Source organism: Burkholderia sp. COPS (assembly GCF_019425585.1).
GTDB classification, from domain to species: Bacteria; Pseudomonadota; Gammaproteobacteria; order Burkholderiales; family Burkholderiaceae; genus Burkholderia; species Burkholderia cepacia.
Genome location: NZ_WIXR01000014.1, coordinates 32,087 through 44,992 on the forward strand (window position 1 = coordinate 32,087; position 12,906 = coordinate 44,992).

The 12,906-nt window shown below is 68.2% G+C and carries 10 protein-coding genes; all 10 read right to left on the reverse strand.

What is annotated here, in order from left to right:
* Positions 1 to 88: 88 nt before the first annotated feature.
* On the reverse strand, positions 89 to 1,255 hold the full coding sequence (locus tag FOZ70_RS12220; protein ID WP_027791034.1) for a glycosyltransferase family 4 protein: 1,167 nt from the start codon (positions 1,253 to 1,255) through the stop codon (positions 89 to 91).
* On the reverse strand, positions 1,255 to 2,439 hold the full coding sequence (locus FOZ70_RS12225; RefSeq protein WP_219705954.1) for a glycosyltransferase family 4 protein: 1,185 nt from the start codon (positions 2,437 to 2,439) through the stop codon (positions 1,255 to 1,257). Before FOZ70_RS12225 ends, FOZ70_RS12220 begins: the two co-directional genes overlap by 1 nt.
* Positions 2,436 to 3,902 (reverse strand): glucose-6-phosphate isomerase, encoded by a 1,467-nt coding sequence (locus FOZ70_RS12230; protein ID WP_048022241.1) that lies wholly within the window; start codon positions 3,900 to 3,902, stop codon positions 2,436 to 2,438. The genes FOZ70_RS12225 and FOZ70_RS12230 overlap by 4 nt, the downstream gene beginning before the upstream one ends.
* Before the next feature lie 10 nt (positions 3,903 to 3,912).
* Positions 3,913 to 5,049: a glycosyltransferase family 4 protein gene (locus FOZ70_RS12235; RefSeq protein ID WP_059484097.1), complete on the reverse strand. Its 1,137-nt coding sequence runs from the start codon at positions 5,047 to 5,049 to the stop codon at positions 3,913 to 3,915.
* Between the two features lie 47 nt (positions 5,050 to 5,096).
* On the reverse strand, positions 5,097 to 6,056 hold the full coding sequence (locus tag FOZ70_RS12240) for a glycosyltransferase family 2 protein (protein ID WP_059484098.1): 960 nt from the start codon (positions 6,054 to 6,056) through the stop codon (positions 5,097 to 5,099).
* A gap of 64 nt (positions 6,057 to 6,120) precedes the next feature.
* A complete protein-coding gene (locus FOZ70_RS12245; RefSeq protein WP_219705955.1) occupies positions 6,121 to 8,346 on the reverse strand; it encodes a polysaccharide biosynthesis tyrosine autokinase in 2,226 nt (741 codons plus the stop codon).
* Between the two features lie 50 nt (positions 8,347 to 8,396).
* The gene (locus tag FOZ70_RS12250) at positions 8,397 to 9,575 is read right to left on the reverse strand and encodes a polysaccharide biosynthesis/export family protein (protein ID WP_021163250.1); all 1,179 of its coding nucleotides are present in this window, start codon (positions 9,573 to 9,575) and stop codon (positions 8,397 to 8,399) included.
* On the reverse strand, positions 9,569 to 10,012 hold the full coding sequence (locus tag FOZ70_RS12255) for a low molecular weight protein-tyrosine-phosphatase (protein ID WP_021163251.1): 444 nt from the start codon (positions 10,010 to 10,012) through the stop codon (positions 9,569 to 9,571). The genes FOZ70_RS12250 and FOZ70_RS12255 overlap by 7 nt, the downstream gene beginning before the upstream one ends.
* Before the next feature lie 30 nt (positions 10,013 to 10,042).
* Positions 10,043 to 11,455, reverse strand: coding sequence for a UDP-glucose/GDP-mannose dehydrogenase family protein (locus tag FOZ70_RS12260; protein WP_048022236.1), 1,413 nt, complete (start codon positions 11,453 to 11,455; stop codon positions 10,043 to 10,045).
* A 73-nt stretch (positions 11,456 to 11,528) separates the two neighbouring features.
* Positions 11,529 to 12,902 (reverse strand): undecaprenyl-phosphate glucose phosphotransferase, encoded by a 1,374-nt coding sequence (locus FOZ70_RS12265; RefSeq protein WP_219705956.1) that lies wholly within the window; start codon positions 12,900 to 12,902, stop codon positions 11,529 to 11,531.
* Positions 12,903 to 12,906: the final 4 nt, after the last annotated feature.

The window sequence follows — 12,906 nt, forward strand, 5'->3', positions numbered from 1 at the left end:
TGCGCGCCGGTTCGGCTTCCCGTTCGGCTTCCCGTTCGGCTTCCCGTTCGGCTTCCCGTTCGGCGCGCCGATTGCGCGCCACGGGCGCTCAACCTGCCGCCCGGATCGCCTCTTCGTACACGCCGGCCACGCGCCGCGCGATCACCGCGTTGTCGAAATGATCGCGTGCATAGCGCTTGCACGCGGCCTCGTCGGGCAGCGTGATCGCGCCCGACAGCGCGGCACCGAGCCCTTCCGCGATCGCGTCCGCGCCGGTGGACGGCAGCACGAGATCGTCGGACAGCCCGGCCACCGCCTCCGGCAACCCGCCGACCGGGGTGACCAGCACCGGCGTGCCGGACGCGAGCGATTCGACGGTGATCAGCCCGAAGCCTTCGAGCGCGACCGTCGGCACGACGCTGACCGTCGCCGCGCGGTACAGCGCGGCGAGATGGTTGTCCGGCACGAAGCCGAGCAGCTTCACGTTGTCCTGCAGGCCTGCCGCATCGATGCGCTGCTGCAGTTCCTCGCCGATCTTGCCCTTGCCGGCGATCAGCAGCAGCACGTCCGGGTGACGGTGCTTGAGGAGGCCGATCGCGTCGATCAGGTCCTCCAGCCCCATGCGCCGCACGAGCCGGCGCACGGCCAGCACGATCGGCCGGTCCTGCGGCAGTTGCAGCTTGTGCCGCGCCTCGGCGGGCGTGAGCGGCGTGTCGAACTGCGCGGTATCGACGCAACCGGGAATCACGCGCACACGCGACGGATCGATCCCGTAGCGGTTCGTCAGGATCTGGCCGAACGCCTGCGACAGCACGATCAGCCGCGACGAACGCGTATAGACGGCCTGCTCGAGATAACGCTTCGCGCGCTGGCCGAGCGACGCGGCGCCCTCGACCTGGCTTTCGTCGGCCCACGGCCCCTGGAAGTGCGACACCTGCGGAATCCCGCGCGTGACGTCGAGGCCCGGGAACGTGTACAGCGCGAAGTGCGACGAGATCACGTCCGGCCGCTCGCTGCGGATCTCCTCGCGCAGCGCGCGCCGCGCGGCGAGCATGCGGCGCGCGAGCGGCTCCGATGCGGGGCCGAAGCCCTGGATCGCGCCGCCCGTGTCGTCGGCGACCTTCTGCGAGCCGGCGACGAGCCCGCGCACCTCGACGCCCGCGCCCGGCAGCGCGCCGACGAGCGAGTAGTACATCCGGTCGAGGCCGCCCGCGCGTTCGGGGAACCAGTGCATGCCGATCTGCAACGATTTGATCGGCCGGGAAGAGTGGGACATTACGATTGCTCCTGCGTCACTGCATGCTCGACCCGCTCGAAGGCGGACGGCTGCGTGGGTTGGCCGATGCGCCGGTAGAGCGCGACATACTGGGCGCCCATGTGCGCCCAGCCGAAACGGGTCATCAATTCGCGGGCCGCGTCGCCCATCGCGCGGCACGTGTCGCGCGACGCCGCGAGCGAGCCGATCGCCTGCGCGAGCGCGGCCGGATCGTCCGGGTCCTCCAGCACGATCCCGCATTCGCGCGTGATGATTTCGGCACCGCCCGCCGTACGCGCGGTGACGACCGGCAGCCCGGCCGCCATCGCTTCCAGCAGCGACAGGCTCATCGCTTCGTAGCGCGACGGGAACACGTACGCGTCGACCGAGCGCATCAGCGTCGGCATGTTTTTCACGAGGCCGAGGAAATGCACGCGCGCATCGATGCCGAGCGCGCGCGCCTCTTCCGGATACGGGCTGCCGGGCAGATAACCGGCCACCGCCAGGTGCACGTTCGCGGGCAGCTTCGTCAGCGCCTTCAGCACCGTGCCGAGGTTCTTGCGCGGCGTGCGCAGGTCGCCGACGAACAGCAGCAGGAACGCGTCGTCCGGCAGCTTGAACGCCGCACGGTCGGCCTGCGCACCGGCGAACGCGCTGCCGTCGACGCCGTTGTAGATCACGCTGATCTTGCGGCTGTCGATGCCGAGCCCGGCGATCTCGTCGGCCACCTTCTGCGACACGGCGGTGATCGCGCGCGACCGCCTGTACGCCCAGCGCTCAAGCGTGGTGTTCACGCGCGTATAGACATACTGATAGGCCGACCACAGCCCCTTCGTCGGCCCGAACGGATAGTACGGACTCTCGAACCAGCCGCCGTGCACGAAGTGCGCGGTATTGACGTCGGCCTTGATCCACGAGATGAAGCCGTTCACGTGCAGCACGTCGTATTCGCTGCGGTGCGCGCGCAGCCAGGCCGCGCTCTTCAGCGCGAACACCTGCTGCTTGACGAGATTCGACGGCCAGAAGCCGCCGACCTTCACCGGCACCCAGCGCACGCGCGGGTCGGCCAGCAGCTCGGGCGCGACGTGCGACGCGACCAGCGTGACCTCGTAGTTCTCGGCCAGCGCCGCGCGCGCGATTTCGTAATTGACGCGGCCCTGGCCGTCGTTATGTCGCACGACGTGCGTGACGATCGCGATTCTCAATGGTCGCCTCCCCGTGAATGCGCGGCGGCCAGCAGGCGTTGTGCCTTTTGCCAGTGCGCCGCGGCTAGTATCGAAAAAATGGCTGTGAACATCAGCAGGCCGCCCGTGCCGATCAGCGAGTTCGTGAACACGAGCATCGCGAAGGTCGACAGGCACAGGCTCAGGCACGCGCCGACGAACTTGTCGTTGCGCAGCTTGAATGCCGCGCGCAGCGTGCGGCCGAACAGCATCACGACGCCGGAGAGATACAGCAGCGTGCCGGGCCAGCCGAGCACGAACGGCACGTTCATCACGCCGCTGTCGAAGCTGCCGTACTTGCCGAGCTCGCCGCTGTCGCTCGACAGCTTCGTGGATGCACCCGTCGCGCCCATCCCCTCGCCGGCGACGTCGGTGAACGCCGTCTGCGCGAAGGTGGCGTAGAACTTGTTGCGGTCGTCGTAGCTGCGGTCGTCCTTCAGGTTCGTGATCGACTGCAGACGCGCGCCGAGACGGTCCGCCACCGGCCCGACGGTCAGGAGCGGCACGCACAGCCCGACCAGCACGACGCCGCTGATCAGGATCCGCATCCGCACGCGGTTGCTCGACTGCACGAGCTGGATCGCGAGCGCGATCACCCATCCGCCCCAGGTCGAACGCACGAGACACAGCGCGAACGACACGAAGCCGGCCGCGCCCGCGAACCAACGGATCTTCTGCGGCGCGGCGAACACGAACACCAGCGCGCCCATGATCGCGAACGCGAACGGCCCGGACGAATTCATCGTGCTGAACACGCGCACGCCGTACGGCACCGGCTCGCCCTGCGAACCCATGTCGGAGCCGATCATCCACAGCACGTCCCACTGCGGCATCACGAAGTACTGCACGACGCCGTACAGGCCCATCACGAGCATGCCCCACATGAACGTGGACAGCAGCACGTCGCGGTATTCGGGATAGTCGCGGGCGTTGACCATGATGTGAAAACCGATCAGCACCGGGTACACCCAGTTCGCGAGGTCGTAGGTGGCGGCCATCACGCCGCTCGACACGATCCCGACGAGGTACGCGTACGCGAGCCCGAACAGCATCAGCAGGATCGGGATGCCGCGCCGCTGCGCGAGCACGCGGTAATGCCGGATCAAGCCCAGGCCGGCGATCATCGTCACCGCGAGCGGCGCGACCTGGATCAGGCTCGTCGGCGTGAACGCGCCCTTCGACCAGTCGGCGAGACGCCGCACTTCCGGGCTCAGGAACCACACCCACCACATGAAGCCGACGTAGCGCGCCGGACTCTTGAAATACAGCCAGATGCCGACCGCGATGGCCAGCACCGGAAACGCGAGCGTCAGCACCTTGCCCTGGTGAATGGCAATCAGCGCGGCGGTGAAGGACCACAGCCCGGCCTGCCCGACCCAGTGCTTCCGCTCGGGCAGCCAGCTGCGGTGGCGCGACGGTGCGCGTTCGGCGGCAATCGTACTCATCGATCCGCTCTCACCGCGACGACGGGCGCGAATCCGCGAGCGGCATCGCGAGGCCCGCCGCCGCCGGCGTCCGGCGCCGGCGCAGCATGTCGCGCGTGATCCGCACGTGCTGCTCGGCGAACGCCTGCGTGGTCAGGTCGCGCTCGCGCAGGCACGCGGCGGCGGCGCGCGCGCAGCCCAGCGCCGCGACCGGATCGGCCGCGAAGCGATCGGCGGCCTGGCGCATCGCCTGCGCGTCGAAGGCCGGCACGTAGGCGGCCGTATCGTGCGGGAAGTAGTCGCTAAGGCCGCCGACGTCGGACACGATCATCGGCTTGCCGACCGCGGCCGCCTCGAGCATCACGGTGATGCCCGACGCATGGAAATTCGGCCGCAGCGGCACGACGATCACGTCGGCCCATGCGTACAGTTCATGCTGCTTCGCGAGCCCCGACGCCGAGCCGATCTTCACGTTCGGCGCATGCCACTCGCGCGGCACGCGGCGCCGGGTGGCCAGCCGCACGTCGTAGCGCGCATCGCCGCCGAACGCGGCGAGGAACGTGCGCCAGTCGCGGTCGCGGTCGTTGCCGATCGCCGCGATCCGCAGCGGCCGGTTCGGTTGCCATTGCCGCGGCTCGACGATCGGGAAATCCTGCGTGTTCAGCCCGTAGTAGACGAACTCGGCTTCGCGGCCGAGATAACGGCGGCACAGGTCGGCGTTGTCGCGGGCCAGCGTGGTCAGCGCGTCGGCGCGCGCGATCAGCTTGCGGTACAGCCAGCGGCGCGGGCCGCCGAAGCTGCCCCACTTGTCGAACAGCCACACGCTCTGCGCGAGCAGCAGCGGACGTTTGCCCTGCTCGCCGGCCAGCTTCAGGATCAGCGACGCCGCAAGGTGCTCCTGCTCCGTGTGCGTCCAGATCACGTCGGTGTTCAGCAGCGCGGCACGGTTGCGCCATGCATGCACGACGTCGAAGCCGAGCGCCGCCTTCAGCGCGCGGCGCGCGAGGCTGGCGACGCGGCTCTCGCCGCCGTCCTGCGAATAGGTCAGCCGGAATTCGTCGGATTCGGCGTGGTGATAACCGTACAGGCAGCCGATGTTCTCGCCTTTCCGGTAGGTACGCGGATCGGCGCCGTGGAACAGATGGACATGAACCTTGGTTGCAGTCATTCGAGCCCTTCTCCGGGTTCGGCCGCGCGGCGTTGCGCGCGGCTCGTTCAAGACGTCACCGGCGGCATCGCCGCACGGTGGGGGGCAAGGTTCGCGCGGCGGGCATCGCGCGCGCCGCGGCGCACCGCGCGCCACTGCTCGCGGATCCGCTCGCGCTTCGCCGTATGCAGCGACAGCAGCACGTGCGCGAGGCCCGGGTAGACGCGCGTACCGACCAGCGTCCACCACCACCACGCGATTTCGCGCCGCACGGGCGGCAGGTGCTCGCGCAGGATCAGGTGCAGGTTGTACGCGCCGTTGCTGATCGCATTCAGCGACGCGGCATCGCGCCGGTCGTCGTCGAAGCGTTCCGCCGGAAAATGATCGACCGCGATCGCCGGGTCGTAGACGAGCTTCCAGCCGTTGCGCTGCACGTGCATGCTGAAACCCATGTCGTTGTGCACCTGCGCACCGGCGCCGCGCAGCCGCGTGTCGAAGCGCAGCCGCTCGATCGCGGCGCGGCGGTAGCTCATGTTCGCGCCTTTCAGCATGTCGACTTCGCGCATGCCGCCGACGCCGAGGTGATGGTTGCCGACGATCTTGCCGGACAGCGTGAGCTGGCCGACGAGCTCGCGCGATTCGTCGAGCACGCGGCCCTTCTCGTGCACCCAGTCGCGCCCGCCGACCGCGCCCACGCGCGGGTCGGCCTCGAACGCCGACTCGACGCGGGCGAGCCAGTCGGGATGGGGCGCCGCGTCGTCGTCGGTGATCGCGACGATGTCGCCGTTCGCCGAGTCGAGCCCCTTGTTCAGCGCGGCGACCTGGCCCGGCACATCGACCGGCACGATGCGCAGCGGCAGCGCGCCGCCGACCGCCGGATCGGCGAGCCGTTCGTGCGTGGCATCGTCCTCCGGGCGCGCGACGACGATCACCTCGTCGGGCAGCCGCTGCTGCCGCTGCAGCGCCAGCAGGCAGCGCGCGAGGTCGGCGGGGCGCCGATAGGTCGGAACGAGCACGGAAATTTTCATCGTTGGTTCTCCTGTCGACCGGACAGGCGGCACGCGCGGCCCGCCCGGTTACGTGCGATTCGGATCAGGCGCTCAGGTATTCATGCACGGCCGCATAACCGCGGCCGTAGCCGCGCGCCTTCGGCGGCACGCCGTTGAAGATCCCGCCTTCCAGATCGACGCCCGCGGTACGCAGGCGCTTGATCGCGTCGGCGATCTCGCCTTCGGTATGCATGCCCGAGCGCAGCACGAGGAACGTCGAGCCGGCCATGCGGCCGATGATGGTCGCGTCGGTCACCGCCAGCACCGGCGGCGAATCGATCAGCACGACGTCGTAGCGCTTGCCGAGTCCTTCGAGGTATTGCGGCAGGCGCGTCGACATCAGCAGCTCCGACGGGTTCGGCGGGCGCGTGCCGGCCGAGATGAACGACAGGCCCTGCACCGGCGTCTCGCGCACCGCGTCCTCGAGCGCCGACTGGTCGCTCAGCAGCTCGGACAGGCCCGGCTGCGAGGTGAGGCCGAAGTAGCGGTCGAGCAGGCCGCGGCGCATGTCGGCGTCGATCAGCAGCACGCGCTTGCCCGAATGCGCGAGCAGCACCGCGAGGTTGACCGTCAGGAAGCTCTTGCCGATGCCGGGCGTCGGGCCCGTCAGCACGATCACGCGGTTCTTCGCGTCCATCATCGCGAACTGCATCGCGGTGCGCAGGCTGCGCAGGCTCTCGACACTCAGATCCTTCGGACGCAGGCTCGCGAGGATCGGCCGCGTACGGCTGCCGCCCTTCTCGGCCGCCGCGTCGAGCTTCACCTGTTCGGCGCTTTGCGGTACCAGCCCGTACAGCGGCAGGTTGAACGTGCGCTCGATGCGGTCGGGGTCCTCGATGCCCTGGAACAGGTTGCGGCGCAGGAACACGACGCCGGTGCCGAGGATCAGCCCGAGGAACACCGCGGCCGACAGGATCAGCACCTTCTTCGGCTTGACCGGGTCGCCCGGACGCAGCGCGGAGTCGACGAGGTGGATGTTGCCGCCCGTGCCGGCCTTCTGCACCGACAGCTCCTGCACGCGGTTCAGCAGCAGCACGTAGATGTCCTCGGCGACCTTCGCGTCGCGCTGCAGCTGGACGGCCTTCACTTCGGTGGCCGGCAGGCTGCGGAAGCGGTTGCTGAACTTGTCCTTCTCGCCCTGCAGCTCGGCGAGCTGCTGCTTGGCGGCGATCACCATCGGGTGCGAATCGGTGAAGCGCTGCGCGAGCGACGCGAGCTGCAGGCGCTGCGCGGCGATCTGCTGCTCGTACTGCACGCTGCCCTCGAGGTAGACCTTCGCCTCGTCGCTCGCGTTGATCGAGCCCGACGTGCGCTGGTACTGCGTCAGCGCGGCTTCCGCCCGTTCGAGGTCGGCCTTCAGGCGCGGTTCCTCGCCCTTCAGGAAGTCGAGCATCTTGGTCGCTTCGGCCTGCTTCGCGACCACGTGCTGGTTCAGGTACGACTGCGCGAGCGCGTTCGCGATCGCGGCGGTCTGGTCCGGGTCCTTGCCTTCGAGCGAGATCTGCACGACGCCCGTCTGCTTGCCCTGCTCGGTCACCTGGATGCCGGCCTGGAACCCGCTGATCGCGTCGAGATCGTTGTAGCGGACCACCGTGAACTGCGTGCCGGGGCGCGCGACGAGCTTCGACACGAGCAGCGTCACGCCGCCGCCCTGCGCCGATTCGCCGACCTGGCCCGACAGCAGCCGCATGCCGTTCTGGTCGACGAGCGAATAGGTGCCGTTCGGGCCGGCCGTCAGCGTCAGCTTCTTGCCTTCGAGCGCGGGCACGACGCTGATCGAATCGACGTCGGCGACTTCACCGCCCCATGCATACGATTTCAGGCCGAGCCACGGCCGCGACGGCGTGCCCGGCGTCGCGACACGCGCGGCGAGGCTGCCGATCAGCGGCAGCGTCTTCGGCACGACCGAGAAATTCAGCTTGAACTGGTCGACCACCGGCGCGACGACGCCGCGGCTCTTGATGATCTCGATTTCCGCGTCGGTCTGCGCCTGCTGCGGGCCACTGTTGATCGTCGCGCCGGTCTGCGTCTGCGTGAGCGCCTGCGACGTGTTGTCGTTGCTCTCGACCCGCACGTGCACGTCGGCCTGGTACACCGGCTTCGCGACGTAGCAGTAGAGGCCGGCGAGCGCGACGACCGTCACCGCGATGCCGAGCAGCAGCCAGATGTCGTCCATGATCACCTGGAGCAACTGGCCGAGGACGACGTCCTCTTCCTCGGTTTTCACGGACAGATCCGCGTAGGAGTGTTTCGCTTGCGTGTTCACCATTCGTTCCCGCTTGAGTGGTGCCGGGGCGGAGGTGCCGCCCCGGCGGGCTATCAGCGCGTGATTTGCCGCATGTAGAAGATCGTCTGGATCGTCGGCAACACCTGCTGCAGCACACGGTTGAACTGCACCGAGCTGGCCGTGCTGACGTAGACCACGTCGAGCGGCTGAAGCGGGAAGCGGCTCGACAGCATCAGCGCATCGGGCTGCGTCATGTCGAGACGGAACACTTCAGGCTTCGTCGGGTTGTCGCGCATGCCGCGCATCACGTAGATCTTGCGCGGGTTCGCATCGGTGTCGAGGATGCCGCCGCCGGCCGTCAACGCGTCGGCGATGGTCAGCTTGCCCTTGAGCATCGGCACCGTGACCGGCGTCTTGACCTCGCCCATGATGAACACGCGGCTGTCGCTGCGGTCCGGCACGTTGATGATGTCGCCCTGCTGCAGCATCACGTTCTGCCGCACGTCGCCGCGGTCGAGCACGCCGTTCGCGTCGAGCGTGTAGAGCTTGCCGTCGCGCGTCAGGCGCACGCGCTGCAGATCGGCGTCGGTCGTCGAGCCGCCCGAACGCGAGATCGCGTCGACCAGCGTCAGCGGCACGTCGCTCATCGCGAGCGGGCCCGGCGTCTTGACCTCGCCGGTCACCTGCACCTTCTGGCTGCGGAACGACAGCACGCGCACGTCGAGCTGCGGATTCTTCACATAACGCGCGAGTCGCGTGGCCAGCTCGTCACGGGTCTGCGCGATCGTCTTGCCCGCCACGTGGATGCGGCCGACGAACGGGAAGAAGATCGTGCCGTCGGCGGCGACCGTCTGGCCATAAGGATCGGCCTGGCCCGGCAGCGACGACGAATAGGGTTGCTGCAGCGCGCCCGCGATCGTCTGCGTCGTGTTGCCGCCGCTCGAGAACGACTGGCCCTGCGGCGTCGTCAGCTCCGGGTGGTCCCAGACGGTGACGCCGAGGATGTCCTGCGGCCCGATGCGGTACACGTATTGCGACGGATCGGTATAGCGTCCGGGCGGCAGCGGATGATCGACCTGCGCTTTCTGCAGCTGGTCCATCACCACTTTGGCGTCGATGTAATGAACCGGATAGGTCTCGGCCGCTTGCTGCCGGCCTTCGTCCTTCAGGTTCGACGAGTCGAGGTAGTTGCCGGGCGCGGTTGCACAGGCTGACAGGAAGGTCGTCAGCGCGACGGCAAGCGCCACCGGGCGCATCGGGCGTTTCAGCATAGTTTCTGTAGCCATCCTTGAACCAGACGTTCGATCAGTGAGTAGCTCTCGCGGTAATCGGCCTCGGGGCCGCCGTGCGGGTCGGCAATCTCGGCCCCTTCCCACTTGCCGAGCAGGTGGACCTTGCCGCGCGCGAACGGATCGACCTGTTCGACGGCCGCGATCTGTCCGCGCTCGCTGACGAGAATCAGGTCGGCGTCGCGCACGATCCGGCGCGACAGCCGCCGCGAGCGGTGGGTCGTCGCATCGACGCCCCGCTCGGCGAGCAGCTGCCGCATCACCGGATCGATGCCGTCGCCGTCGTTCGCATGCACGCCGGCCGAATGGAACGTCGGGCGCGGGCCGCCGCGCGACGCGGCGTGCGACTTGAACAGCATTTCCGCCGCCGGGCTGCGGCAGACGTTCGCGTGACAGACGATCAGGATGTTCCGGAACATGGCGTCTCGTAACGAGTGACGGGAAACGGGTTACGCGCTCGCGGGCGCGGTGCCCGGCACACGCGCGGCGACGGCCTGGCGCGAGCCCGGCCGGCCGATCGGGTGGTATTCGATGCCCTGCTCGCTCATCGTCTCCGGCTCGTACAGGTTGCGGCCGTCGAAGATCACCGGCGCTTTCCACAGCCGGCCGAGCGCGACGAAGTCGGGGCTCTTGAAGATCTTCCATTCGGTGACGATCACGAGCGCGTCGGCATCGCGTGCGGCCTGCGCCTCGTCGTCGACGAAGCTCAGGCGCTCGAGCCAGCTCGGGTGATCGGCGAGATCGAGCGCGATCACGCGGCGCGCTTCCTGCTGCGCGACCGGGTCGTACGCGGCGATGCGCGCCCCGCGCGACAGCAGCTCGGCGATCAGCTCGCGGCTCGGCGCTTCGCGCATGTCGTCGGTGTTCGGCTTGAACGCGAGGCCCCAGATCGCGAACGTGCGGCCGGTCAGGTCCTCGCCGAAGCGGGCGACGATCTTCTCGGCGAGCACGCGCTTTTGCGTGGCGTTGACCGACGACACGGCCTTCAGGATCTGCAGTGCCTGCCCGTGCTCGTCGGCCGTGCGGATCAGCGCCTCGACGTCCTTCGGGAAGCACGAGCCGCCGTAGCCGCAGCCGGCATACAGGAAGTGATAGCCGATGCGCGGATCGGAGCCGATCCCGCGGCGCACGGCCTCGATGTCCGCGCCGAAACGGTCGGCGAGGTTCGCCAGCTCGTTCATGAAGGAAATGCGGGTCGCGAGCATCGCGTTCGCCGCGTATTTCGTGAACTCGGCCGAGCGCACGTCCATGTACAGCGTGCGTTCATGGTTGCGGTTGAACGGCGCATAGAGCTTCTTCATCAGCTCGCGCGCGCGCTCGCCCGGCACGTCGTCGTCGCAGCCGATCACGATGCGGTCCGGCCGCGTGAAATCGTCGACCGCCGCGCCTTCCTTCAGGAATTCCGGATTCGACACGACCGAGAACATCTGGTCGCCGCCGCGCTTCGCGAGCTCTTCGGCCACCGCCGCGCGCACGCGCTCGGCCGTGCCGACCGGCACCGTCGACTTGTCGACGATCACCTTGAAGCCCGTCATGTAGCGGCCGATGTTGCGCGCCGCCGCGAGCACGTATTGCAGGTCGGCCGAGCCGTCCTCGTCGGGCGGCGTGCCGACCGCGATGAACTGCACGTCGCCGTGCGCGACCGCGGCCTCGATATCGGTCGAGAAGCGCAGGCGGCCCGCCGAGCGGTTGCGCGCGATCACTTCCTTGAGGCCCGGCTCGTGGATCGGCACGCCGCCGTTGTTCAGGATGTCGATCTTTGCCTGGTCGACGTCGAGACAGAACACGTCGTGCCCGATGTCGGCGAGACAGGCGCCGGTGACAAGACCTACGTAACCGCTGCCGATGATAGTCAGATTCATGATGTGTCGGACCTCTTGACCAATGATTCGAAATTCGTAAAACCGCGATGCCTGCGTGGCGCGGCCTCGGTACTCAGTACGCGTTGCTGCCGGTGAAGCCTTTCCAGAGCGTCAGCACGACGATCTTGATGTCGAGCCAGAACGACCAGTTCTGCATGTAGTACAGATCGAGCTTCACGCGTCCCATCATCTTCTCGATCTGGTCGGTCTCGCCGCGAAAGCCGTTGATCTGCGCCCAGCCGGTGATGCCCGGCTTGATCCGGTAGCGGAACATGTAGCCCTTGACGAGATCCTTGTAGATGTCGTCGTGCGCGAGCGCATGCGGGCGCGGGCCGACGACCGACATCTCGCCCTTCAATACGTTGATGAACTGCGGCAGCTCGTCGAGGCTCGTGCGGCGCAGGAACCGGCCGACCGGCGTCACGCGCGAGTCGTTCTTGGTCGCCTGCGTGACCTGCCCGGCCACTTCCTGGTGCACCTTCATCGAGCGGAACTTGTAGATCTCGAACTCGTGCCCGTCGATGCCCTTGCGCTTCTGGCGGAAGAACACCGGCCCGCGCGACGTCAGCTTGATCAGGCCGGCGATCACCACCATCACCGGCGCAAGCGCGGTGAGTGCGGCCAGCGCGAACAGCCGGTCGAACACGAACTTCGGCAGGATCCGCACGTCGGTGATCGGCGACGCCGCGAGGTTGATCGCCGGCACGCCGAGCACCTCGACCACTTCCTGGTTGAAGAACGACAGCGTGCGCACGTCCGGGATGAAGCGGATGTTGACGAAGTCGTGGCGGAACACGGTCACGATCTGGTGAATCCGGCGTTCCTCCGTGATCGGCAGCGTGAGCCACAGCTCGCTGATCGCGCGGCTGCGCACCAGCCACACCAGCGATTCGAACTGCCGCTCGATGCGCACGTCGTCGAGCGCGACCTCGCCCGGCGCTTCGCTTTCGTCGTAGACGCACACCGGGTTGAAACCGGCTTCCGGCCGCGCCCGCATCTGCGCGATCAGCCGCCGCGCCGCCGGCGTACCGCCGACGATCGCGACCGCCTTCAGGTTGTAGCCGCCGCGGCGCAGCTGCCGCAGCACGACGTGCACGCAGGCTTTCGAGCCGGCGAGCAGCGCCATCGTCACGAGCGCCCAGTAACCCAGCCACAGCCGCGACAGGTCGCCCGACTGATGGAAGCTGAAGCTCATCAGGATGCCCGCGAGCTCGACCACGAGCCACGCGAACGCAACCCGGCCCACCAGCCCGACGAGACGCTTGCCGCGCCACGACTGGTAAATGCCGATGGCCGGAAAGAACACGATGACGAGCAGGCAGTCGAACAGCACCGTCGTGCGCTGCAGGTCGTTGAGCCAGATGCTGCCGCCGTGCAGTGCGGCGGCGATCAGCGCCCCCGCTACGACCATCGCGATATCGATGACTCTCGCCAGCACGCTCAACATGTCT